The 22,001-nt window shown below is 62.9% G+C and carries 24 protein-coding genes and 1 tRNA gene; 9 read left to right on the forward strand and 16 right to left on the reverse strand.

What is annotated here, in order from left to right:
• Nucleotides 1-120 precede the first annotated feature (120 nt).
• The 6 genes from ACVIW0_RS18850 to ACVIW0_RS18875 form a co-directional block, all read right to left on the reverse strand.
• Complete coding sequence (locus ACVIW0_RS18850) at nucleotides 121-927, reverse strand: MBL fold metallo-hydrolase (RefSeq protein WP_461353670.1); 807 nt, start codon at nucleotides 925-927, stop codon at nucleotides 121-123.
• Nucleotides 924-1,715 carry a TatD family hydrolase gene (locus ACVIW0_RS18855; RefSeq protein ID WP_461357367.1) on the reverse strand — a complete coding sequence of 264 codons (792 nt, stop codon included), beginning with the start codon at nucleotides 1,713-1,715 and terminating at the stop codon, nucleotides 924-926. The genes ACVIW0_RS18850 and ACVIW0_RS18855 overlap by 4 nt, the downstream gene beginning before the upstream one ends.
• Before the next feature lie 14 nt (nucleotides 1,716-1,729).
• The gene (gene metG / locus ACVIW0_RS18860) at nucleotides 1,730-3,730 is read right to left on the reverse strand and encodes a methionine--tRNA ligase (RefSeq protein WP_461353671.1); all 2,001 of its coding nucleotides are present in this window, start codon (nucleotides 3,728-3,730) and stop codon (nucleotides 1,730-1,732) included.
• A gap of 90 nt (nucleotides 3,731-3,820) precedes the next feature.
• Nucleotides 3,821-4,861, reverse strand: coding sequence for a DNA polymerase III subunit delta' (locus ACVIW0_RS18865; RefSeq protein WP_461353672.1), 1,041 nt, complete (start codon nucleotides 4,859-4,861; stop codon nucleotides 3,821-3,823).
• Complete coding sequence (tmk, locus tag ACVIW0_RS18870) at nucleotides 4,858-5,544, reverse strand: dTMP kinase (protein WP_461353673.1); 687 nt, start codon at nucleotides 5,542-5,544, stop codon at nucleotides 4,858-4,860. The genes ACVIW0_RS18865 and tmk overlap by 4 nt, the downstream gene beginning before the upstream one ends.
• 1 nt (nucleotide 5,545) lies before the next feature.
• Nucleotides 5,546-6,805, reverse strand: a complete 1,260-nt coding sequence (locus ACVIW0_RS18875; protein ID WP_461353674.1) for a D-alanyl-D-alanine carboxypeptidase family protein — start codon at nucleotides 6,803-6,805, stop codon at nucleotides 5,546-5,548.
• Nucleotides 6,806-6,967: 162 nt separating this feature from the next.
• On the opposite strand from ACVIW0_RS18875, the gene ACVIW0_RS18880 reads away from it, so the two are divergent.
• Entirely contained in the window at nucleotides 6,968-7,903 is a 936-nt protein-coding gene (locus ACVIW0_RS18880; protein WP_461353675.1) for an alpha/beta fold hydrolase, read from the forward strand.
• A 30-nt stretch (nucleotides 7,904-7,933) separates the two neighbouring features.
• Here the strand turns inward: ACVIW0_RS18880 and ACVIW0_RS18885 are convergent, their stop codons facing one another.
• Nucleotides 7,934-8,863: a septal ring lytic transglycosylase RlpA family protein gene (locus tag ACVIW0_RS18885; RefSeq protein ID WP_461353676.1), complete on the reverse strand. Its 930-nt coding sequence runs from the start codon at nucleotides 8,861-8,863 to the stop codon at nucleotides 7,934-7,936.
• An 854-nt stretch (nucleotides 8,864-9,717) separates the two neighbouring features.
• On the opposite strand from ACVIW0_RS18885, the gene ACVIW0_RS18890 reads away from it, so the two are divergent.
• Entirely contained in the window at nucleotides 9,718-10,143 is a 426-nt protein-coding gene (locus ACVIW0_RS18890) for an NUDIX domain-containing protein (protein WP_461353677.1), read from the forward strand.
• A gap of 1 nt (nucleotide 10,144) precedes the next feature.
• Here the strand turns inward: ACVIW0_RS18890 and ACVIW0_RS18895 are convergent, their stop codons facing one another.
• Entirely contained in the window at nucleotides 10,145-10,576 is a 432-nt protein-coding gene (locus ACVIW0_RS18895) for an arsenate-mycothiol transferase ArsC (protein ID WP_461353678.1), read from the reverse strand.
• Nucleotides 10,577-10,700: 124 nt separating this feature from the next.
• Between ACVIW0_RS18895 and ACVIW0_RS18900 the strand changes: the two genes are divergently transcribed.
• Nucleotides 10,701-10,790 (forward strand) — tRNA-Ser (locus ACVIW0_RS18900).
• Between the two features lie 431 nt (nucleotides 10,791-11,221).
• Nucleotides 11,222-12,754 (forward strand): CYTH and CHAD domain-containing protein, encoded by a 1,533-nt coding sequence (locus ACVIW0_RS18905; protein ID WP_461353679.1) that lies wholly within the window; start codon nucleotides 11,222-11,224, stop codon nucleotides 12,752-12,754.
• A gap of 918 nt (nucleotides 12,755-13,672) precedes the next feature.
• Here the strand turns inward: ACVIW0_RS18905 and ACVIW0_RS18910 are convergent.
• A complete protein-coding gene (locus ACVIW0_RS18910) occupies nucleotides 13,673-13,876 on the reverse strand; it encodes a CsbD family protein (RefSeq protein ID WP_050420890.1) in 204 nt (67 codons plus the stop codon).
• A 215-nt stretch (nucleotides 13,877-14,091) separates the two neighbouring features.
• Between ACVIW0_RS18910 and ACVIW0_RS18915 the strand changes: the two genes are divergently transcribed.
• From ACVIW0_RS18915 to ACVIW0_RS18935, 5 genes are all read left to right on the forward strand, one after another.
• Nucleotides 14,092-14,580 carry a YciE/YciF ferroxidase family protein gene (locus tag ACVIW0_RS18915; protein WP_461353680.1) on the forward strand — a complete coding sequence of 163 codons (489 nt, stop codon included), beginning with the start codon at nucleotides 14,092-14,094 and terminating at the stop codon, nucleotides 14,578-14,580.
• A gap of 11 nt (nucleotides 14,581-14,591) precedes the next feature.
• Nucleotides 14,592-15,128, forward strand: a complete 537-nt coding sequence (locus tag ACVIW0_RS18920) for a DUF4142 domain-containing protein (RefSeq protein WP_461353681.1) — start codon at nucleotides 14,592-14,594, stop codon at nucleotides 15,126-15,128.
• Between the two features lie 141 nt (nucleotides 15,129-15,269).
• Nucleotides 15,270-17,057, forward strand: coding sequence for a thiamine pyrophosphate-requiring protein (locus ACVIW0_RS18925; protein ID WP_461353682.1), 1,788 nt, complete (start codon nucleotides 15,270-15,272; stop codon nucleotides 17,055-17,057).
• Between the two features lie 30 nt (nucleotides 17,058-17,087).
• Nucleotides 17,088-17,840, forward strand: a complete 753-nt coding sequence (locus tag ACVIW0_RS18930; protein ID WP_461353683.1) for a DUF72 domain-containing protein — start codon at nucleotides 17,088-17,090, stop codon at nucleotides 17,838-17,840.
• A gap of 274 nt (nucleotides 17,841-18,114) precedes the next feature.
• Nucleotides 18,115-18,546, forward strand: a complete 432-nt coding sequence (locus ACVIW0_RS18935) for a CBS domain-containing protein (RefSeq protein ID WP_461353684.1) — start codon at nucleotides 18,115-18,117, stop codon at nucleotides 18,544-18,546.
• A gap of 192 nt (nucleotides 18,547-18,738) precedes the next feature.
• On the opposite strand, the gene ACVIW0_RS18940 is transcribed toward ACVIW0_RS18935, so the two are convergent.
• The 7 genes from ACVIW0_RS18940 to ACVIW0_RS18970 all read right to left on the reverse strand — a co-directional run bounded on the left by ACVIW0_RS18940 (nucleotide 18,739) and on the right by ACVIW0_RS18970 (nucleotide 22,000).
• Nucleotides 18,739-18,894, reverse strand: coding sequence for a hypothetical protein (locus ACVIW0_RS18940; RefSeq protein ID WP_461353685.1), 156 nt, complete (start codon nucleotides 18,892-18,894; stop codon nucleotides 18,739-18,741).
• A 24-nt stretch (nucleotides 18,895-18,918) separates the two neighbouring features.
• A complete protein-coding gene (locus tag ACVIW0_RS18945) occupies nucleotides 18,919-19,077 on the reverse strand; it encodes a hypothetical protein (RefSeq protein ID WP_461353686.1) in 159 nt (52 codons plus the stop codon).
• 57 nt (nucleotides 19,078-19,134) lie between these two features.
• On the reverse strand, nucleotides 19,135-19,314 hold the full coding sequence (locus tag ACVIW0_RS18950) for a hypothetical protein (RefSeq protein ID WP_461357562.1): 180 nt from the start codon (nucleotides 19,312-19,314) through the stop codon (nucleotides 19,135-19,137).
• Nucleotides 19,315-19,654: 340 nt separating this feature from the next.
• Nucleotides 19,655-19,984: a four-helix bundle copper-binding protein gene (locus ACVIW0_RS18955; protein WP_461353687.1), complete on the reverse strand. Its 330-nt coding sequence runs from the start codon at nucleotides 19,982-19,984 to the stop codon at nucleotides 19,655-19,657.
• A 9-nt stretch (nucleotides 19,985-19,993) separates the two neighbouring features.
• Nucleotides 19,994-20,554 (reverse strand): type 1 glutamine amidotransferase domain-containing protein, encoded by a 561-nt coding sequence (locus ACVIW0_RS18960; protein ID WP_461353688.1) that lies wholly within the window; start codon nucleotides 20,552-20,554, stop codon nucleotides 19,994-19,996.
• Between the two features lie 85 nt (nucleotides 20,555-20,639).
• Nucleotides 20,640-20,846: a hypothetical protein gene (locus ACVIW0_RS18965; protein ID WP_461353689.1), complete on the reverse strand. Its 207-nt coding sequence runs from the start codon at nucleotides 20,844-20,846 to the stop codon at nucleotides 20,640-20,642.
• Between the two features lie 68 nt (nucleotides 20,847-20,914).
• On the reverse strand, nucleotides 20,915-22,000 hold the full coding sequence (locus ACVIW0_RS18970) for a YihY/virulence factor BrkB family protein (protein WP_461353690.1): 1,086 nt from the start codon (nucleotides 21,998-22,000) through the stop codon (nucleotides 20,915-20,917).
• Nucleotide 22,001: the final 1 nt, after the last annotated feature.

Raw genomic sequence — 22,001 nt, forward strand, 5'->3', positions numbered from 1 at the left:
GCGACAGCTTACTTCAACAACGATGCCCTGTGGTTATGGGTCCCTGCTCCCGTGCGCAATTGCGCACTAGGCAGGGACGACAGCGAGCGTGTGGCGCCTCGCTCTGGATCAACCGGATTATCAGCCCGCTCGATCGAGCGTCAGCCGCATGCCGTCATAGGCCGGGATCACACCGGCCGGCAGGCTCTGCCGCAGCACCTCGTAATCGAGGTCGGAATGCATGTTGGTGATGACGGCACGCTTCGGCTTGAAGCGCTCGATCCATGACAGCGCGTCGGCAACGCTGAAATGGCTGGGATGTGGCGCGTAGCGCAGGCCGTCGACGATCCAGAGCTCGAGACCTTGCAGCGCCGGCCAGCTCTCCTCGGGAATGTCGTGCAGATCGGGTGTATAGGCGGCGTCACCGATGCGGTAACCGAGCGCCGGGATCCGGCCATGCTGCACCAGGAAGGCCTCGAGCTTCAGCGGACCGCCCTTCCCTTGCACCGTGTGGCTCTCGCCGGCCTCGATCGAATGCCGGGTCAGGATCGGCGGATAGTCGCTGCCTTCAGGCGAGATGAAGCAATAGGAAAACCGCGCCATGATGTCCTTGGCGGTCGACTGATTGAAGTAGACCGGGATGCGGCGGCGCTGGTGCAGCACGACCGAGCGCAGATCGTCGATGCCATGGGTCTGGTCGGCATGCTCATGGGTCAAGAACACCGCGTCGATATGCTCGACATTGCTGTCGATCAGTTGCTCGCGCAGGTCGGGCGCGGTGTCGATCACGACCCGCGTGGTGCCGTGCTCCATGGTGCGCTCGGCCATGATCGAACAGCGGCGACGGCGATTTTTGGGATTGTTGGGATCGCAGGCGCCCCAGCCGAGCGCCGGGCGCGGCACGCCGGCGGATGAGCCGCAGCCCAGGATGGTCAGTGTCAGCATCATGCAGCAACCTTCGGCGCCGGCACCTTGGAGAACAGCCGGAAGAAATTTTCGCTTGTCTGCCGCGAGATCTCTTCCAGGGAGACGCCGCGGGTCTCGGCGAGCACCTTGGCGACCTCGACGACGTAGGACGGCTCGTTGCGCTTGCCGCGGAATTTGCCGGGCGCAAGATACGGCGCATCGGTCTCGACCATGATGCGGTCGGCCGGCAGCTCGGCCGCCAGCGCGCGCAAGGCGTCCGACTTCTTGAAGGTCAGGATGCCCGTAAACGAGATCGACAGCCCAAGCGCGATCGCCTTCATCGCGAGCTCGCGTCCGCCAGTGTAGCAGTGGAGCACGGCCTTGAACGGGCCCTTCGCGATTTCATCCTCCAGGATGCGGCCGCAATCCTCGTCGGCCTCCCTTGTGTGGATCACGAGCGGCAGGCCGGTTTCGCGGGCAGCCGCGATGTGCGCGCGAAAGCCGCGCTCCTGCGCCTCGCGCGAACCATGCTCGTAGAAATAGTCGAGCCCCGCTTCGCCGAGCGCCACCACCTTCGGGTGCTTCGTGAGCTCGATCAGTTCGCTGGCCTGGATACCATCCTCTTCATCGGCATGATGCGGATGGGTGCCGACCGAACAGTAGACGTCGGGAAAGCGCTCCGTGATCGCGAGCAAGCCGTCGAGCCGCTTCACCCGGGTCGAGATCGTGACCATGCGGCCGACGCCGGCCGCTCCGGCGCGCCCGACGATCCCGTCGAGATGGTCGGCGAAATCGGGAAAGTCCAGGTGGCAGTGACTGTCGACCAGCATGAATTTCGAACCGCTCATTCGGTCTTCGGTTCCACGTAGCGCGGGAACACGCCGACCGGCGCCGGCAGCGCCGTGCCCGGCTTGATCCGCTCCGCGATCGCCGCGAAGTTGCGGGCATCCGCCGATATGCCGAGGCTGTCGAGCATCTTGCCGCAGGACTCCGGCATCACGGCCTGCGCCATGATCGCGATTTGGCGCACGACTTCAGCGGTGACGTAGAGTACCGTCATCTGGCGCACCGGATCGGTCTTCGCCAGCGCCCACGGCGCCTCGCCGGCAAAATAGCGGTTGGCCTCGGCGACCACGGCCCAGACCGTGTTGAGCCATTGATGGATCTGCTGCGTGGCCATTGCGGTCCGCGAGGTCTCCAGCATGGCGTCGGCCTGCGCCAGGATCGCCTTGTCGTTGTCGCTGAACTCGCCGGGCTCCGGCAGCACGCCGCCAAGCTGCTTGGCGATCATCGACAGCGAGCGCTGCGCCAGATTGCCGAAATCATTGGCGAGGTCGGCGTTGATGCGTGCGACGATGGCCTCGTGGTTGTAGTTGCCGTCCTGGCCGAACGGCACCTCGCGCAGGAAGAAGTAGCGCACCTGGTCGACGCCGTACTGGTCGGCGAGATTGAAAGGGTCGACCACGTTGCCGACCGACTTCGACATCTTCTCGCCCCTGCTGAACAGGAAGCCGTGCGCATAGACCCGCTTCTGCAGGGGAATACCGGCTGACATCAGGAAGGCCGGCCAGTACACCGCGTGGAAGCGGATGATGTCCTTGCCGATGATGTGCACATCAGCCGGCCAGTAGCGCCAGCGCGGATCGTTCGCGTCGGGATAGCCGACGCCGGTGATGTAGTTGGTCAGCGCGTCGACCCAGACATACATCACATGCTCGGGATCGTTGGGCACCTTGACGCCCCAATCGAACGTTGTGCGCGAGATCGAGAGGTCCTTCAGCCCGCCTCGCACGAAGCTCATCACCTCGTTGCGGCGCGAATCCGGGCCGATGAAATCGGGCTGGCTCTCATAGAGCTGCAGCAGTTTGTCCTGGTAGGCCGAGAGCTTGAAGAAATAGCTCTTCTCTTCGACCCACTCGACCGGCGTGCCCTGCGGGCCGCGGCGGACATTGTCCTCGCCGACCGTGGTCTCGTCCTCGGCGTAATAGGCCTCGTCGCGCACCGAATACCAGCCGGCATAGGTGTCGATATAGATATCGCCATTGTCCTGCATGCGGCGCCAGATTTCCTGCACCGATTTGTGGTGCGCAGGTTCGGAGGTGCGGATGAAGCGGTCGAACGAGACGTTGAGCCGCTCATCCATCTCCTTGAAGCGCGCGGCGTTGCGCGTCGCGAGATCGTACGGCGTCATCCCCTCGCCTTGCGCGGTCTGGATCATCTTCTGGCCGTGCTCGTCGGTGCCGGTCAGGAAGAACACATCCTTGCCGTCGAGCCGCTGGAAGCGCGCCAGCGCATCGGTCGCGATCGCCTCGTATGCGTGGCCGATATGCGGCTGACCGTTCGGATAGGCGATTGCGGTCGTGATGTAGTAGATGTTGCCGCGGTCCGCGGTGGGAGCCGAAACGGGTGTGGATACAGGAGCCGCGGCTGCGGGCTTTGCGGCCTTGGGCGGCTTCGGCGCGCGGACCGCTGCCGGTCTCGGCGCCTTCTCGGCGGCCGGAGCCTTCGGCAGAGCGGGCTGCTTTGCTAGCGGTACGACGGCCGGTGCAACTGCTTTCTTCGGCGCGGCCTTGGTGGCCTTCGCGGCGGCTTTCTTGACCGTTTTCTTGGCCGTCTTTTTCGCAGCCTTCTTCACGGTCTTTTTGGCAGCCTTCTTCGCTGCCGACTTCTTGGCTTCCCTCTTTTTGGCTCCCGTCTTGGCCTTGGCGGCCTTCTTCGCCGTCTTGATGACGCGCCCGCCCTTCCTGGCCGCGCGTGACTTCGTGGCTTTGCTGGTCGCGCGCGCGGGCGATGCCTTCTTCGTCTTGTTGGCCTTGTTCGACGATTTCTTCTTAGCGGTCGCCACCACGGAATCCTTTGCAGATCGAAACGAGATTGTCGGGAGTGTTGTCAGACAGAGGTGTTTTCAGACAGGTGCGTTGCTTGGACTTGGCGTCTATCGGGTCGCGTCCGCGAGCATCGAAAACACCGAGAAAACCAGCGGCTTGCGCTCCAGATTGTAGGCTTCGGTATCGCGCGCGGCGCGGACGATCTTTTCCCATACCTCCGCCAGCCGTGCAAGGCGCGGCAGATTGGCATTGACGTCGCCGCTGCGCATGCGCTCGCTCATCCAGCGATCGATGCCGTCGATGAAGGCGGCGAGCGCGACGCGGTCGCTGGTGCCGAGCGCATCACCCAGCGCATGCAGCTCGCGCGGATCGACGCGCGGCAGCGCCGCGAGCAGCGCGGCCGTGCGCTGCTGCAGCTTCAGCGCATCGCCGCCGAGCAGCGAGAGTGCCCGCCCGACGCTGCCCTCGGAAGCCGCGGCGGCTTCTAGCAGCGCCGGATCGTCAGCGCGGATATCGATAGCGGCCGCGGCTGCGCGCACCACATCGTCCGTATCGAGCGGCCGCAGCAGCAATTTGCGGCAACGGGACAGAATGGTCGGCAGCACCCGCGACGGCGCGTGACTGACGAGTAAAAACAGCGACTGCTGCGGCGGCTCCTCGAGGATTTTCAAGAGCGCGTTCGCAGCGTTCGGATTGAGCTCGTCGACGGTATCGACAATGCAGACGCGCCAGCCGTCGACCGCGGCGGTCGAGCCGAAGAACGAGATCGTCTCGCGTGTCTCGTCGACCGTGATCACGGTGCGCATCACGCCGCGGTCGTTGAGGCCGCGCTCCAGCACCAGCAGCCCGCCATGGGCACCGGCCGTGATCTGCCGCGCCACCGGATCGGACGGATCGACCCGCAGCGTCGGCGCCGCCTGCACCTGGGATGATTTCGGATTGCGAAACGCTAGCACGAACCGCGCCATGCGGTAGGCCAGTGTCGCCTTGCCGATCCCCTGCGCGCCGCCGATCAGCCAGGCATGCGGAATCCGTCCGCTGCGATAGGCATCGAGCAAGGTGCTCTCCGCCTCGCGATGCCCGAACAGATCGGACGTTTCGCGCGGATGGCGAGCTATGCTCTCCTGTTCGACCTTGCGCGCGCTCATGCCGGACTGTCCGCGGTGAGCGTGGCGCGTAGATGCTCGCGCAGCGCGGCCCATATCGTGGCCGTGACGGTGTCCGGATCGGGTGTGGCGTCGATCAGGATGCAGCGCTCCGGGTCCTCGGCCGCGATCCGGCGGTACGCGTCGCGCAGATCCTGGTGGAACTTGCTGCCCTCGGCCTCGAAACGATCGGCCGTGGCATTGCCGCGGCGCGCGGCGGCGCGTTGCAGGCCGACTTCAACCGGCACGTCGAGGATGAAGGTCAGATCGGGCTTGAGATCGCCGATGGTCACGCGCTGCATGGCATTGACGAGACCCGGCGGCACCTGCCCGAGCTGGCCCTGATAGGCGCGGGTGGAATCGAAGAAGCGGTCGCACAGCACCCAGATGCCCTGGTTGAGCGCCGGCAGGATCACGGTGCGGACATGATCGTCGCGCGCGGCGGCAAACAGCAGCGTCTCGGCTTCGGGCCCGAGCAGCTTGCCCATCCCCGACAGCACGAGATGACGGATGATCTCCGCGCCCGGCGAGCCGCCGGGCTCGCGGGTCACGATCACACGCAGCTTGGCGGTGTCGAGCCGTTCGGCGAGTTTGCGGATCTGGGTCGATTTCCCCGACCCCTCGCCGCCCTCAAAGGTGATGAAGCGACCGCGCAAGGTCGGCCGTTGGAGTGCTGCGTCCGCCATGTCAGAGCTTCTCGACTCCCGCGCGGAACATTCCGATCATCAGCTCCTGGGCGCCGTCCAGCGCACGGCGCATCGTCGACCCCGTGCCGACCGCATCCGCCGCGTAGACCGGCGACTCCACCGCGACATTGGCGCCGCGCCAGACGCGCACGACGCCGATCTTCTGGCCGGCCGTAATCGGCGCCTTGACCGGGCCGCTATAGATGACGCGCGCCAGCAGCTTGTCGTTACCGTTCTTCGACACCATCACCTTGATCGGATCGGGGCTGACCAGCTTGACCGACCGGCTCTCGCCGCCGAACACCCGGGCGTAGCCGACCGGCTGGTTGGCCGCGATCAGGACCCGGGTCTCGAAGCTGCGGAACCCCCATTCCAGCATCTTCTTGGCTTCGGTGGCGCGGTCGTCGGAATCCTCGAGGCCATTGACCACGACGATCAGCCTTGTGTCGTTCTGCACCGCCGAGCCGACCATGCCGTAGCCGCCTTCCTTGGTGTAGCCGGTCTTCAACCCGTCGGCGCCGGGCAACGCATTCAGCAGCGGATTGCGGTTCTGCTGGCGGATCTTGTTCCAGGTGAATTCCTTCTCGCCGAACAGCTTGTACCTGTCCGGATAGGTCAGGATGATGTGCCGTGCCAGCACCGCGAGTTCCCGCACCGTCATCTTGTTGGTGGGATCGGGTAGCCCGTTGGAATTGCCGAAGGTCGACTTGGTCATACCGAGCTCGCGGGCACGCTTGGTCATGAAGTCGGTCGCGAACGTATGCTCGTTGCCGGCAATGCCTTCGGCGAGCGCGATGCAGGCATCGTTGCCGCTCGGGATGATCGCGCCATGCAGCAGGTCGTCGACCGAGACCTTGCTGTTGATCGCCGCGAACATCGTCGAGGTGCCGGATGGCGCGCCGCCCCGCCGCCAGGCGTTCTCGCTGATCCGGTATTCGTCAGTCAGCTTGATGTCGCCCTTCTTGATGGCATCGAACACCACCTCGGCGGTCATCAGCTTCATCATGCTGGAGGGGGCCCGCAATTCGTCCGCGTTCTTCTCGAACAGCACGCTGCCCGAGGAGGCCTCGACCAGGATCGCGGTCGGCGCATCCCCGTCGAACCCGCCCTCTTCCTTCTTGGCGCCCTGGACGCTGTTGTTGGCGGCGTAGACCACCCCGCCGCAGCCGATCGCCAGCGCGACGGCGGCCGCAACGAGGCCGCGCCAGTACCGCCCGGCGCGAGCGAGTAACGTGCGGGGAACTGCGGTTGGGGCTGGCATCGGCGATGTCCTGAAAGACTGCGTTCTAACAGCTGGAAGTATCGCAAACAACTGAGGTTTCTGCGCTTGTGCACGGTCGTTTGGATTGCCGGCGGCAATGAACGTCCGTATCCTTGGAACCAGCTAGCGACAGCACAACCGGCAAACAAGGCGGAAACGCGAATGTCATACTCCCGCACCATTTCCGCCAACGGCATCGACATGTTCGTGCGCGAGGCAGGCCAAGGCCCGCTGGTCGTGCTCTGCCACGGCTGGCCGGAACTGTCCTATTCGTGGCGGCACCAGATCGCGGCACTTGCCGCTGCGGGCTTCCGGGTCGTCGCCCCCGATATGCGCGGCTTTGGCCGGACCGCAGCACCGGCCGATGTCGGCGCCTACACGATCTTCGACACTGTGGGAGACATGGTCGCGCTGGTGGCTGCGCTCGGCGAGACGCAGGCTATCATCGTCGGCCACGACTGGGGCGCGCCGGTCGCCTGGCACGCAGCTCTATTCCGTCCAGATATCTTCACCAAGGTCGCCGGGCTCAGCGTGCCGCCGCCATTCCGTGGCCGCGGCCGTCCGCTGGAAACCCTCCGCGAGAGCGGCATCACCAATTTCTATTGGCAGTACTTCCAGCCGCCCGGGGTCGCCGAGGCGGAATTCGAGCGCGACATCGCTCACACCATGCGGCTGGTGCTCGGGCGCGGCGTCTCCGATCCGAGCTCGATGTTCGTCGACGAGGCCAAGGGCTTCCTCGGCAAGCTGCCGACCGGGATGCCGTTGCCGGCCTGGATCACCGAGGCCGACATCGCCGAATTCGCCGAGGGCTATCGGCAGTCCGGCTTCCGCGGCGGCCTGAACTGGTACCGCAATCTCGACCGCAATTGGGAGCTGACCGCGCCCTGGCAGGACGCGCAGATCCATCAGCCGTCGCTGTTCATCGCCGGCTCGAACGATTCGGTGATCACCGGGCTGATCGGCGCCAAGCGGGTGGCGGACATGGAGCGGGTGCTGCCGAACCTCAAGCAGAAGCTCATCATCGAGGGCGCCGGCCACTGGATCCAGCAGGAGCGCCCCGACGAGGTCAATGCGGCACTGATCGCGTTTCTGAAGTGATCAGACGGTGATCAGACCAAGTGCGCCTGATCAGTAGAGCCCGCGTCCGCTCAGGACTTCGGAGGGCCCGCGCGCGTCGATCGGCAGATAGGCCGCCGCCGGGCTCGAAGTTGCGGCATAGCGCGGGTCACCCTCATAGGAGACTTCGCGCTGATTGTTCGCGACGCGACGGTGCGCCCGGCTTGAGGCCGACATTTCGGACGTCGCGTTAGCCGAGGCGTAGTCGGCCTGGGTGTTGCCGAGGCTGTACGGCCGCCCTTCGGGCAACGGGACATCGCCGCGGACCCGGCCCGCCGAGGACGACAGCTCGGGCACGAACGGCCGTGCCGAGGCGACCCGGACCATCGACGGTGACGGCGCCGGGGTACCGGTGCGCAAGGTCGCCATCAGTTGGCGGTCGTCGGAGCCTTCGAGCGGTGCCCGGCCGACATATTCGACACGGACGTGGGCGACACCATTGCCTTTGAATTCAAGCAGTTCGGCGGCTTTGTTCGAGACATCGATGAGGCGGTTGCCGTGGTAGGGACCGCGGTCGTTGACGCGGACGACCAGCGACCGGCCGTTGCTGAGATTGGTGACCCGCGCATAGCTCGGCATCGGCAAGGTCGGATGGGCGGCGGTCAGCGAGCCCATGTCGAACACCTCGCCATTGGCGGTCAGGCGGCCATGGAAATCGTCGCCGTACCAGGACGCCATGCCCTCGGCGCGGTAGTTCTCGTTCTCCTCCGGCACATAGGTGCGGCCGGCGACGACATAGGGCTTGCCGACGCGGTAGGTGCCGCCGCCCTTCGGCACGGGATCTCCGAGCGCCACGACCCGTGGGCTCGACGACACGCCGTATTTGGGATCGATCCGGCTGGCGAGGTTTGAGTTGGCGCAATTGGCGAGGATGAGGCACGTCGCCACGGCAGCGGCGCCGCGCGCCGTCCGGATTATCGAATCTGGCCGTCTAGTCCCCATCTGCCCCAAGATCTGCCCCAAAGTACCCATTCTGGCGGACCCGCGCCTACTCCGAGGCGTCGGATCGATTCTGTCACAGCACGGCCCACCTCCGCACCGGATGGTGAAGATATCGCAACCGGAACACGGCGGAAATGGGGAGAGCAGTCGGGCGGTGGCGTCTTGGTGAATGGTCTATTGCGCCTTCTCCGTCGTTCTACGGACCGCCCTCAGCGCAAAACGCCCTCGCCTGTCCCGCTATCAGACACACTGTTGCAGCAAATCATCAGTCGGGGGGCATCTTGGATTCCAACAATTGAATCTTTTTGACTGTGCAAGGCTGCAATCGTTTTGTCTTCCGCGTGGGGCGCAAAGGAAGTTTGCGATGATCGAGACGGTTACAGCGGTGATGGGCTTGGTGAGTGCGGCGATCTTCTTGGCGCATGCCGTGGAAGGCTATCGGTACCGGGCCTGACGGCCCCTTGAAAGCGGAAAGACGCGTCACCTCTTTCCAGGAGTGAATGTTCGGAAAGCTTTAATCAATTCGGATGAGCATCGGTTGAAAGCAGGTGTATCATGCGTAATCACGATTTGGTCTCCGACGGGTTTCTGACCCTGACCGCAGCAAGCCTCGTGCTACTGTGCTCCAGCCTGCTGGCGTTCGCATTCGGCTGAACGCGCGATGCCTTGGGGTGCAATCCGCGCCCGCGACGACAGGTGTCCCTCGCCGACCGGAGGTCGGCATCAATCTCGAAATTCCCGCGATACCGCTTCGGCATGTCCTGCCCGAGATCGCGTCGGCACGGCGGATGCACTGCCTTCTCCCAGCCTCACGCATAGTGCAGGCGGTACGCTCGCAGGGAGAAGACTGACGGATGACCGGCCCGGTAAGAGAGGGAACGTCCGCACTCCTCGTCAGCACGGATGGCCGGCTGCTCCTGCAGCGGCGTGACGACCTAGCCCACGTCTCCGATCGCGGAAAGATCAGCCTGTTTGGCGGCCGGCGCGAAGGTGCCGAGACTTTCCTGGAATGCGTCGTTCGCGAAATCCATGAGGAGATTGGTTACTATCTGCCGCCCGAGCGGTTTGAGTTGATCGGTCGGTATTCCGGACCCGATCATTTGACGCCAGGTGGCACTCTCCACGGCGAGGTGTTCCTCGCCCGCGACGTGCCTGTCGCGCAGCTGAACGTCACCGAAGGCCGGCTCGAGATCGTCGCCATCGACGAACTCGAACGGATCAGCGGCCTGCTCGCGCGCCCCGCGGAGTATGCGCTCGCGATCTTCCTGAAGCGTGCGTGATTTATCCGAGTGACGACACCAACTCGCGGACGAGATCGTCGAGCATGGCCAGCGCGACCGCCGGATGAGCAACGTCGATATCGTCCACGTGCCAATAGGTCACCCTGTCCGCGACATCAGGGAACCGACGCTCGATCAGCGGACGGTGCTCCGCCTCCTTTAGCGCGATCACGAGGTCGGCACCGTCGAAATCAGCCAATGAGCAAGGCTGCGGATAGCGCGTTGCGCCGTCCGGAATGATGCCCACCGCGCGAAGGCGGTCATCGGCGAAGACTGACATCGGCCCGACGTTATCGGGCGAGCCTCGCTCAGCCGCGCCCCTGGAGGATGCGTGCCATGCCAGACGCTTGGTCTTTGCGAGATGGTTGAACAGCTCTTCCGCGTAGCGGCTTCGATAGTAGTTGCCGGTGCAAAGAAACAGGACGCGCTTCATGTTCAAATTCAGTCCGTTGGCTGCCGGTGAACCGAGCAAACGACCTATCTAACGCCGATGTTCTTGCCAAGTTCGCGTTGCGTTCGGCGTCGCCCTACGCTAAGGGGCCTGATCCGATCGATCCGGAAGGGTGGCCGAGTGGTTTAAGGCACCGGTCTTGAAAACCGGCGTGCCCGCAAGGGTACCGTGGGTTCGAATCCCACCCCTTCCGCCATCAAATTCGGGAAAGTGTAACCCATGTGTCCGGTACGTTCTGTTCACCTACGTCTCGGACCGCGGCCAAACATCTGATTTTGGTCATTTTTAAAGCTGGGTTGCAACCCGGTCCTATCAGCAGCCCTATTAAGCCACTTCTCGCTCATTGAGAGCCCACCTGCTCGCCCCGCTATATCAGAGACACCTCAGAGAGGCTCTCGGCGGTCGCAAGCGGTCAGCCTTCAGCCGGAAAATTGCGATTGGGTCAAACGGCACAATAATCCAGATAGCAATTAGAAGCGACGGCGGGCGCATATTCGTCATGGCGCAGCAGTCACGCGCGCTCGCTGACGCGCTCAACGCCGGCGCCGTGACGCTCCACTTCCCCATCTTACAATTGCGTTCGCGACGATCAATCGTCGGCGCAAGCGCTTGGAACATCCATCTCGCGTGACACTTTACGTCGGCAAGGATGCCTCGCCGATGAATTCCGAAACCGAACTCAAATTCCGCGTTGCGCCGCGCAAATTGTCCTTGGTATCGCGCAACGGTGGTCGGCGGGCCCGCGACCGATCCGAACAAGACCTCGTGTCGATCTATTATGACACGAAAAAGCATAAGCTTAGGCGACACGGTCTCACACTTCGCGTCCGCAAGGCCGGCGATCGCTACCTGCAGACCCTTAAGAACACCGGCACGGCGGTTACGCGCGGTGAATGGGAGTATGAGGTCGCCGGCAAAAAGCCTGACCTCACGGAGACGAAGAATACGCCGCTCGAAGACTTGGCCGACGGAAAACTTGCGCGCAAGCTACGACCGGTCTTTCGGACCAACGTTCATCGCACGGCGCAGACAAGACGAGTCCGGAACAGCCAAATTGAAGTCGCTGTCGATCGCGGCCAGGTTGACACCAGACGGCGCTCGCGGCCCATTGCCGAGTTCGAGCTGGAACTGAAGTCCGGACATCTCGCAGATCTGTTTCGACTGGCGCGCAATATCGAACGCAGGACCGGCGCCGAACTTGATCTGAGCTCGAAGGCGGAGCGCGGCTTTCAGCTCATCGCCGGACGCAGCGACAGCGCGCAGCATGCCGAGCCGATCCAACTCGAACGGGAGCTCACACCGCGGGATGCGTTCCGCGTGATTGCGTATTCGACGGTTCGTCAGATCACGGCGAACAGCGATCCGGTGCGGAACATGGATTCCGAAGGCGTGCATCAAATGCGCGTTGGCATGCGGCGGCTGCGGGCAGCCATCTCCCTGTTCGACGATGTCTTGCCGCACGCAGACACCGCACGGATCAAGGCTGGGCTCAAATGGCTTACGGCAGAGCTCGCGCCGGCGCGGGAGATCGACGTATTTCTTCGGGAAAGTATTCAGCCAGTCGTTCAGGACGCGCCCAGCCGCGGTGTACGAGCAATCCGCAAGAGGTTTTCCGGACATCGCGTCGCGGCCTTCAGACGCGCCCGTGACGCGATTGCTTCCGCCCGCTACCGCCGCCTTCTGATCGATACGGTCGAGTGGATTGAATCCGGACGGTCCCGCAAAACGGATGATCGATCGATCGCCGGCTATGCGGGGGACATTCTCGACCGCCGAATCAGGAAGGCACGAAAACAGGGCAAGCGGCTGAACGATCTCGATGCGAAACAGCGCCACAAACTGCGCATCAAGATCAAGAAGATCCGCTATGCTATAGACTTCTTCGGAAACCTCTATGAGGATGCGGATCAAGAGACGCTCACGCGTGTCTCCGATCGGCTGAAGCGGATACAATCCGCCCTGGGATCGCTCAACGACTTCATGGCACATCGCAAGCTGGCGACGGAGGCCGCACTGGCCGCACCGCCCGCGAACCGTCGCGCGCAAGCCTTCGCATCGGGCCTCATCGTCGGCCAGGAATGCGAGGCCACCCATGACTACATGAAGGCCGCCGCGAAAGCGCTTCATGGGCTGCATCCTTTGGACGTTGAGCCCCGCTAGGCCGAATTTGGCCGCGTGACACGTGACACGCATACCCTGGCTGCACAGGGTCGAGCGCGAGCTCTCAAAGCGCGGCATATCGTCGGATTAGCGCGCCAAGAATCAGTCCGTCCCCTTCACCCATGTTAAAGCGGCGGCCGGCTTCCTCAGTTTACCTTGATCGGTGATCTGGCTTTCCAGGATGACACACCCCGTGGCTCAGGAGAACGAACCCATCTTCGAGCCCAAGCAAGCCGACCTCTGGCGCGTCCTTTTTTCATTCGTCATAACGGCGGCTGTGGTTACGGGCGTCTATTTTGGCTTTCGGCTTCTGCTCGGACACTGAAGACAGCTGCCGCTCCCATCTGTGTGGTCGGAACCACACTGCCGGGCAAGCCGAGCCCCTCATTTACATATGCTAATGCGGGAACTTCTTGCGACGGCATGATCCTTTTGCCTGCCTCCAACAGCACAGCCCCGGATGTTCAGGCAACGGCCTCAGCGCTGGCCTCCGGCCCCCAGAAGTGCTGAGGCCGTTTCTGCGGGCGCGCCTGACAGCATGGGGCTATTTTCCTGACCCGGACGTGAGACAGCTCGTTTGGGGCCGGCGTACTATCTCGGGCGGGTTAGATCGACCTGCCCGAACCGTAGCCGGTCACGCACCGGATCAGCCGCTCAAGCACCACCCCAATCGCCGATCCCACGACGAGCTCGCCCAGTGCGCCCAGCGTCAACGCACAAACCACGTGCTCATCAGCCCATGTCAGGATCGAGGCGGCGCGCTCGGTTGGTCGCGTCGTATTGCGCGAGATGGTGCGCGCGTCGAGGCAATGACGGTACTTTCCAACGCGTCGTATGAGCCCCCGTTCCAAATAAGCAAAGCAAAAGGATAAGCAAAGCAAAGGGCCCCGCCGAAGCGGAGCCCGGGGTACGTGCCACTCACCATTTCTGGCGGCCGTACCAGTCGTTGACCTCCTTCGCGGCTTGATCCTTGGCGTAGCCGTAGCGCTGCTGCAGACGGCCTTCGAGCTGGTCCTGCTTGCCGGCGATCACATCGAGGTCGTCGTCAGTGAGCTTGCCCCACTGCTCCTTGACCTTGCCCTTCATCTGCTTCCAGTTGCCTTCGACACGATTCCAATCCATCGCGTTTCTCCCTTCAACGATGAAACCGACTAACGAGCCGCCCGAGGCTTCGTTCCGCGACTGCCTTGCGGCAAGACTTCGCAATCCGGCAAGACTTCGCAATCGAGACGCGCCGCACGCAGTGGCACCTTGTCGCGCAGCGAGCAGCGATAGGAACTAGCTTTCTGTGCGCGTGTTGGGACGTCCGACCATCCACCCAACTGACGGAGCGATCCATGTCGGAGAAAGATCTGAGCGCCCTCTTCCTCGATACCCTCAAGGACATCTACTACGCCGAAAAGCAGATCCTGAAGGCGTTGCCACGTATGGCCAAGGCTGCAGAATCCGACGATCTACGCGCGGCTTTCGAGAAGCACCATGACGAGACCGAGGGCCAGATCGAACGGCTCGAACAGATCTTCGACCTGATGGGCAAGCCGGCGCGCGGCAAGAAGTGCGACGCCATCGAGGGCATCCTCGACGAAGGCAAGGAGATCATGGAGGAGTATGCCGACACGCCGGCGCTGGATGCCGGCCTGCTCTCCGCGGCCCAAGCCGTCGAGCACTATGAAATCGCCCGCTACGGCACCCTGAAGGCCTGGGCGAGCCGGCTCAGCATGAAGGATGCCGTCAAGCTCATTGACCAGACCCTGGCCGAGGAAAAGAAGACCGACGAGACGCTCACCAAGCTCGCGGTCAGCGCGATCAACGCCGAAGCGGCCTAAGGAAACCGGCGATGAAGCGAACCATTCTGGCGATGGCCATCAGCTGCGGGCTGACACTGCCCGCATTAGCCCAATCGGTTGGTGAGAAGACCGGCGTCAACTCCGTTCTCGGCGTCGCGCCGAAGACGGAAGACTTCATCAAGGAAGTGGCCACGAGCGACATGCTCGAGATCGAAGCAGCCAAGATCGCCCAGCAGAAGGGCAATGCGGCGGAAAAGAAGTTCGCCGACCAGATGGTGACGGACCATACCAAGACCAGTACCGAGCTGAAGGCGATGGTCACGGGCGAGATGAAGGCTGCGTTGCCGAGCGGACTCGACGACAGCTCGCAGAAGAAGCTCGACGTGCTGCGCAACACCAAGCCGGCCGATTTCGCCAGCGAATACGATCCGATGCAGGTCAGCGCCCACAAGGACGCAGTCTCCCTATTCGAACGCTATGCCAAGGGCGGCGACGACCCGAAGCTGAAGGATTGGGCTGACAGGACCTTGCTTGCGCTCAAGCACCATCTCGCAATGGCCCAGGAACTAGACAAGAACCGAAAGTAACGGGAAGAGCGCTCGACATTTTTTCAGTCGTCGCCTTGATCTTCGGCCTGCACTACCGACGGCTGACTGGTCTCCCTCCGTTAGGAACAGCTCTCGGAGCACGTCGTTCAACCTCGAACGTCAGCGCCGAGGTGGCCTCCCATGTCCCAGACCGTCAGTGATTTCATCGTTCACCGTCTGCACGATTGGGGCGTGCGGCATATCTTCGGCTATCCCGGTGACGGCATCAATGGCGTGTTCGGCGCGCTCAATCGCGCCGGCGGCAGCATTGAGTTCATCCAGGCCCGCCACGAGGAAATGGCCGCCTTCATGGCGTCGGCCTACGCCAAATTCTCCGGGCGCCTCGGGGTGTGCATCGCGACCTCGGGGCCGGGAGCCTCGCACCTCACGACCGGGCTCTATGACGCGCTGCTGGACCATCAGCCGGTCCTCGCTCTCGTCGGCCAGCAGGCGCGCAACGCGCTCGGCGGGCAGTATCAGCAGGAGCTCGACCTGATCTCGATGTTCAAGGATGTGGCGAGTGCCTATGTCGCCCAGGCCTCCTCGCCAGCGCAAGTCCGCCATTTGATCGATCGCGCAGCGCGGATCGCGCTCGCCCGGCGTACCGTGACCGCCGTCATTCTCCCGAACGACCTCCAGGAGGAGGATTACGAAGACCCGCCGCGCGCCCACGGCACGCTGCGCTCCGGCACCGGCTACACCCCGCCCCGTATCGTTCCGCACGAAGCCGAACTCGACTGTGCCGCAGATATCCTCAACGCCGGCAAGAAGGTTGCCATGCTGGTCGGAGCCGGCGCACTTGGCGCGACCGACGAGGTCATCGCGGTTGCGGACCGGCTATCTGCCGGCTGCGCCAAGGCGCTGCTTGGCAAAGCCGTGCTGCCCGACGACCTTCCCTGGGTGACCGGGTCGATTGGCCTGCTCGGCACCGAGCCGAGCTATGACCTGATGATGGAGTGCGACACGCTGCTGATGGTCGGCTCGGCGTTTCCCTACTCCGAATTCCTGCCGAAGGAAGGCTGCGCCCGCGGCGTCCAGATCGATATCGATGCCGGTATGTTGTCGATCCGCTTCCCGATGGAGGTCGGCCTCGTCGGTGACGCCGCCGAGACGCTGCGCGCCCTGTTGCCGCGGCTAAAGCAGAAGGCCACGGACGGCTGGCGCAAGTCGATCGAGGGGAACGTCCGTGAATGGTGGGCGACGCTGGAGGACCGCGCACGACAGCCCGCCAAACCGGTCAATCCACAGTGCGTCACCTGGGAGCTGTCGCCGCGAATCCCCGACCGCGCAATTATCACCAGCGACTCCGGCTCATGCGCCAACTGGTTCGCGCGCGATCTCAAAATGCGGCCAGGCACCAACGCTTCGCTCTCCGGCGGCTTGGCCTCGATGGGAGCAGCGGTCCCCTACGCGATCGCCGCCAAATATGCCGCGCCCGACCGTCCCGTGATCGCGCTGGTCGGCGACGGCGCGATGCAGATGAACAACATGGCCGAGCTGATCACGGTGTCAAAATATTGGCGGCATTGGAAGGATCACCGCTGGATCGTCTGCGTATTCAACAATGAGGACCTCAATCAGGTCACCTGGGAGCAACGGATCATCAATGCCGATCCGAAGTTCGAGGCCTCGCAGCGCATCCCTGACGTTTCCTACTCCCGCTTTGCGGAGCTGATCGGCCTGCGCGGCATCTATGTCGATCGGCCCGATCTTGTCGGACCGGCCTGGGATCAGGCTTTGGCGAGCGATATTCCCGTAGTACTCGAGATCAAGACCGATCCGGAGGTGCCCCCGCTCCCGCCGCACATCACGCTGGAGCAGGCCAAGAACTTTTCCATCGCCCTGGCCAAGGGCGATCCCAATGAGGTCGGCGCGATCCGCGGCGCCGCACGGCAGGTGCTCGAGACGATCCTTCCAGGGAAGGATTGAGGCGATCTCAGGAATTGGACACTGCTCGCGATGGCGCGCATTCTGATTGGTACGTCCGGCTGGCACTATGCGTCCTGGCGCGGTGCGTTTTTCCCCGAGGGACTGCCGCTCAAGCGGCAGTTGGATTACTACGCTAGCCATTTCCAGTCGACGGAGCTGAATGGCGTGTTCTACCGCACGCCGACGCAGAAGGCTGTTGCCGACTGGCGCGAAGCGACCGGCGACGATTTCGTATTTTCATGGAAGGCCTCGAAATTCATCACGCACTGGAAACGGCTGTCCGGCAATTCTGCCAACAGTCTTGCGTTGCTGGAGAGCCGGCTGTCGATCCTGCGCAACAAGGCTGGGCCAATCCTGTTCCAGCTGCCGCCCAACTTCACCGCGGATGCCGAGCGGCTGGCCTCGTTCCTCAAGCTCTTGAAGCGACGCCGGCGCTACGCGTTCGAGTTCCGTCACCCGAGCTGGTACGCTCCGCCCATCCTGAAGCTCCTCGCTGAACGCAATATGGCGCTATGCATTTCGGATCACCATGACGCACCCTCCCCCTGGAGGCGAACCGCCGACTTCGTCTATGTCCGGGGCCATGGTCCCGGTGGGCGCTACAGTGGGCACTACAAGCCGGCCGAACTTGCCGATTGGGCGAAGCGCATCCGCAGTTGGAAGCGGCAGGGCTGCGATGTCTACGTCTACTTCGACAATGATCAAAAGAGCGCCGCGCCGGCCGACGCCGGCAGGCTTTGCGATCTGCTCGGCTCGGCAGTTCCACGGCGGCATTCGTCGTAGGAACGATTGCGCCCCGCATTGGCTTCCCAATAGAGCAACCAAATGCGATGCCATCCGATATGCTGAAAGCCGTCGCGCTGAGGTTTGGTGTGGCGACGGCCGCAAGACGCCCAACCGCCGGTCGATCTTCTGCGCGCCATCGAGAAGCACTTTGTCGTCAGGTCGTTCGAGCTGACCGCGGAGAATGGCAGGTAACTCCGCACAAAGTTAGGAACGCCGCTCCGAGCCGCATCGTTAGGCCGTTGAGACTGGCAGCCCAAATGGAGAGACGATCATGAGGATTAGCGACGCGATGACACCAGAGGTCCAGCTGTGCACCCCCGATGACACGCTCCGCGACGTCGCTGAAGCGATGGGAACGCTCGGCATTGGCATGCTGCCGGTCGCCGACAATGAGCGTCTGGTTGGTATGATCACGGATCGCGACATCGCGGTTCGCGGCATCGGAATGGGCCGGGGTCCGGAGTCAAGGGTCGGCGACATCATGACCGCCGAGGTGAAGTATTGCTTCGAGGATCAGGAGATCGACGATATCGCCAAGAACATGGGAGCGATCCAGGTACGGCGCCTGCCGGTGCTGGATCGGGACAAGCGCCTGGTCGGCATCATCGCACTCGGGGACATCGCGCAGATCCAGCCGAACGATGGCACCGGCGCAGCGTTGAGCCAGATCTCCCGGCCGACGACCCAACACGCGCAACTCTAGGCAAATTCGCTCGCCGCTCCCGCTCCGGAGTCCAGCTTACGGAGCGGGCACCCTCTCAAGGTGCGCCAATGCCCGCATATGTTCCATGGACGCTGACTACAGTGGGAATTGTAGCGTTGATCATCACGGCGCTGATCTGGCGTGCCCACTATGTGAGTTCCGACTAGCAAGCCTTCTTCGCTTGGCGCCGATTTACGTCTCGTTCCGTTTGTATCTCTCACGAACGATCTCATCGGCGGCCCGAACCGCCCGCTTCTTACGGAATTGGTGCTGCAGCACCCCGAAAATCAGAGCCGTAAGCAATACGAGCGCTGCGATGCCGTAGATGATTTCGAGGCCCATATCCATGTGATGTCTCCAAGCGCTCGCGCATCACTTCGTGTTCGAGTCCCGCCACTTTTCCAGATCCGGCTTCTCGTCCTCGGAGCCCTGCTCCTTCTCCGGATTGCCCTTCCATGGCTTGTCGGTTTGCGCATGCGAACCCCAGTCGCTTTCGCGTCCACGATCCGGTGTCACAGGTTTTCTGTTCATATCGATCTCCCTCAATACCGAGCATTTGCGTCTAGAACGGTTCCTGACGCTGCACGTTCAGGGGCCACCGGCAACCGAGCCTGCGATCACCATGACCAGCGCATCGAGGTCGATCGTTCCGTTGACCGAGAGGTCCGCAGTCTCCTGAATGCGGAGCAAATCCGGCCGGTTGGCCGCCTGCCGCTTCAATTCGCTGATGATCGCATCCCTGAGCTTTTCTTCGAGCATGTTCGACACAATTGGCCTCTATGATTGAACCTCGTCGCGACCGTGCACTTGCGCTGGCAGCGCGGTGGCTTCGACGGCCGGGAATGTCACGGACCAACATTGCCGACCATGTGAACCACGCATACGGTGGCTGCGGATCAGGCGAGTGCTCAGGACGAAGCAGGCGATCGGAAACGGTGCCTAGCTTCGCCGTCGAAGCCGGATTGACCGGACGCGGCTGTTAGCTCTTGTTGCATTTTTCGTTGCCTCGAAAGGGGTCAACGGCACGTTCGAAGCGAAGTTCCTAGGTGCACCCCTCTCACCACGGACCGGACTAGGAACCGCCCGCGTCTCCCATCAAGGCTGGCGGTCAGGCTGCCATCTTCCGGCAGGATTCCGCGCACGCACGACACCTGGCCACGCATTCGTCCATGCCACCAATGCGACGGCAGTCTTCGGCACATTCACCGCAGAGTTCTGCGCATTCGCGACACGTATGCTTGTGATGCGGGGTGTTGATCAACATGAAGTGAGCCGCGGTCCGGCACATCTCCGCGCACGCCATCATCAAGCGGAAATGCGCCGGCTCAACATGCTTGCCGCCGGTGACGAGGCAATGGTTCATGGCCGTGCCAAGACAGGTCCTGTAGCAGGACAGGCAGGCCTCAACACATCGGTTCATTTCTTCCGAAAATGCCATGTCGATACCTCATGCAGCACTGCGCTTGACGTGCCGGCCTTCCTTCACCTCTTCGATGATCTTGGCACTGAACGCTTCGAGATCACCGGGGTTTCGGGAGGTCACAACGCCTTGATCCACGACAACCTCGGCGTCCTGCCAAGCGGCCCCGGCGTTGATGACATCAGTCTTGATCGAGTTGTAGGAGGTCATCTTGCGGCCCCTGGCGATCCCGGTTTCTATCAACAGCCACGGCGCGTGGCAGACTGCGGCGACGATCTTCTTGGCGTCGAAGATATCCTTGATGAACTTCAGTGCCTTGGGTTCGACCCGCAGCAGGTCGGGGTTGATCTGTCCGCCGGGCAGGACGATCGCGTCGTATTCGGCGGCCGCGGCCTGATCGAGCGTCTTATCGACCTTGACGGGGCGCCCCCAATCCTTCTTGTCCCATCCCTTGATCTCGCCGGCAGCGACCGACACCACATCGACCGTGGCGCCGGCCTTCTTCAGACGATCGCGCGGCACTTCGAGCTCTGACTGCTCAAACCCGTGCGTCGCGAGGATAGCGATCTTCTTGCCGTTCAAATCCATGAATTGCTCCATTGGCGCTTGCGTGAATGGCTCAGGATTCAACGCGAACCGCGGAGCGACCGGCCGGCGTAATGCCGGACGGATGTCATTGGGCCGTCGTCAGCAGCTGCCGCAGATAGCAGAGCCCATCAAAGGTCAGCTTCGATTCGCTCACCTCACCCTGCGCGACCTCCGCCTCGAGAAATGTCTCAAGGTCGGGCAACGCACGATCGAACTGATCCGCGATGCCCATCAGCTCGCAGGTTTCCTTGATGCGCTCGATCGGTTTTTCCAGCACGTTGATCAGAACCATTCGGCATAAAGTCCGGCGTTGCTGATTGTTCCTACACAAATTGCCGCATGCGACGTTGAGCGGTCAGACTATGGCACCTTGCCGACGGTGTCGGCCATTTTCGCGCCGCGTGCACCGAGCGGCTTGCGGCGCCCCTCGGTCGAATCGATGACGGTCTGATGCTCGATCTCCGAGTTCAGTTCGGCCCCGCACAGCACGATGATGGCGGACATCCACATCCAGGTCATCAGGCCAATCGCAGCCCCCAGCGAGCCATAGGTTGCGCTGTAGTTCCCGAAGTTCGCCAGATACCAGGACAGCAACGACGAACCGATCAGCCACAACACCGTCGCGGCGACGGCGCCGACGCTGAGCCATTGCCAGCGCGGCTTAGTACGGCTGGGGCCATACCGGTAAAGCACCGCAAGCGCGCTGAGGAGCAGCAGCACCAGGATCGGCCACCGGCCGAACCGGATAATGAGTTCGGCCCGTGTGCCCAGGCCAACCTGTTGCAGCAGAAGCGGAACGACCACCACCGCTCCGACCATCAGCATGATCGAAATCAGGGCGGCGATCGTAAGCGAGAGCGACATCAGATTGAGTTTGAGAAAGCCGCGCTTTTCCTTCTCGTCATAGACGACATTGAGCGCATCGAAGACCGCCTTCATCCCGGCATTGGCGCTCCAGATTGCAATCAGCAGGCCGGCCACAAAGGTAAGCCCGAGCGTGGAGGTACCCTTCGCGAGCACGCGGGCGACCTGGTCCTGGACGATGGCGAATGAGCCCTCCGGCAACATCAATGCCAGGCTTTGCAGATTAGACGAGATCGTCGACGGATCGGCGAACAGGCCGTAGCTCGAGACCAGCGCCGTGATGGCCGGAAAGATCGCCAACAGCCCGTAGAACACGACGCCGGCGGCGGTCGCCAGCAACCGGTCCTCGTCGATCTGCTGCCAGGTTCGCAGCAGAATATCCTTCCAGCCTGCGGCCGGAATTTGTGTCGGCGTCTCGGCTAGCCGTCCGCGATCCTGAGTTTCGGCCAGCGCGGCCTCGGCGCCCTGCTCCTGCTCGACCTGCGGCTCCGGTCGAGACACATACCGATAGACCGCCAGGGTCGCCAGCGCTGTTGCACCGGCGAGCATGAGGTCGTTCGGCCAGTTGGAGCGCGGAGCCATC

The sequence above is a fragment of the Bradyrhizobium sp. USDA 4454 genome (genome assembly GCF_054822705.1).

Coding starts and splice junctions, on each gene's coding strand:
- ACVIW0_RS18910 (WP_050420890.1), bottom strand. CDS start 13,876: ATGGATTGGAATCGTGTCGAAGGCAACTGGAAGCAGATGAAGGGCAAG.
- ACVIW0_RS18890 (WP_461353677.1), top strand. CDS start 9,718: ATGACCGGCCCGGTAAGAGAGGGAACGTCCGCACTCCTCGTCAGCACG.
- ACVIW0_RS18970 (WP_461353690.1), bottom strand. CDS start 22,000: ATGGCTCCGCGCTCCAACTGGCCGAACGACCTCATGCTCGCCGGTGCA.
- ACVIW0_RS18865 (WP_461353672.1), bottom strand. CDS start 4,861: ATGAGCGCGCGCAAGGTCGAACAGGAGAGCATAGCTCGCCATCCGCGC.
- ACVIW0_RS18880 (WP_461353675.1), top strand. CDS start 6,968: ATGTCATACTCCCGCACCATTTCCGCCAACGGCATCGACATGTTCGTG.
- ACVIW0_RS18935 (WP_461353684.1), top strand. CDS start 18,115: ATGAGGATTAGCGACGCGATGACACCAGAGGTCCAGCTGTGCACCCCC.
- ACVIW0_RS18930 (WP_461353683.1), top strand. CDS start 17,088: ATGGCGCGCATTCTGATTGGTACGTCCGGCTGGCACTATGCGTCCTGG.
- ACVIW0_RS18855 (WP_461357367.1), bottom strand. CDS start 1,715: ATGCTGGTCGACAGTCACTGCCACCTGGACTTTCCCGATTTCGCCGAC.
- ACVIW0_RS18875 (WP_461353674.1), bottom strand. CDS start 6,805: ATGCCAGCCCCAACCGCAGTTCCCCGCACGTTACTCGCTCGCGCCGGG.
- ACVIW0_RS18915 (WP_461353680.1), top strand. CDS start 14,092: ATGTCGGAGAAAGATCTGAGCGCCCTCTTCCTCGATACCCTCAAGGAC.
- ACVIW0_RS18965 (WP_461353689.1), bottom strand. CDS start 20,846: ATGGTTCTGATCAACGTGCTGGAAAAACCGATCGAGCGCATCAAGGAA.
- ACVIW0_RS18945 (WP_461353686.1), bottom strand. CDS start 19,077: ATGAACAGAAAACCTGTGACACCGGATCGTGGACGCGAAAGCGACTGG.
- ACVIW0_RS18925 (WP_461353682.1), top strand. CDS start 15,270: ATGTCCCAGACCGTCAGTGATTTCATCGTTCACCGTCTGCACGATTGG.
- ACVIW0_RS18850 (WP_461353670.1), bottom strand. CDS start 927: ATGATGCTGACACTGACCATCCTGGGCTGCGGCTCATCCGCCGGCGTG.
- ACVIW0_RS18895 (WP_461353678.1), bottom strand. CDS start 10,576: ATGAAGCGCGTCCTGTTTCTTTGCACCGGCAACTACTATCGAAGCCGC.
- ACVIW0_RS18940 (WP_461353685.1), bottom strand. CDS start 18,894: ATGGATATGGGCCTCGAAATCATCTACGGCATCGCAGCGCTCGTATTG.
- tmk (WP_461353673.1), bottom strand. CDS start 5,544: ATGGCGGACGCAGCACTCCAACGGCCGACCTTGCGCGGTCGCTTCATC.
- ACVIW0_RS18955 (WP_461353687.1), bottom strand. CDS start 19,984: ATGGCATTTTCGGAAGAAATGAACCGATGTGTTGAGGCCTGCCTGTCC.
- ACVIW0_RS18960 (WP_461353688.1), bottom strand. CDS start 20,554: ATGGATTTGAACGGCAAGAAGATCGCTATCCTCGCGACGCACGGGTTT.
- ACVIW0_RS18920 (WP_461353681.1), top strand. CDS start 14,592: ATGAAGCGAACCATTCTGGCGATGGCCATCAGCTGCGGGCTGACACTG.
- ACVIW0_RS18885 (WP_461353676.1), bottom strand. CDS start 8,863: ATGGGGACTAGACGGCCAGATTCGATAATCCGGACGGCGCGCGGCGCC.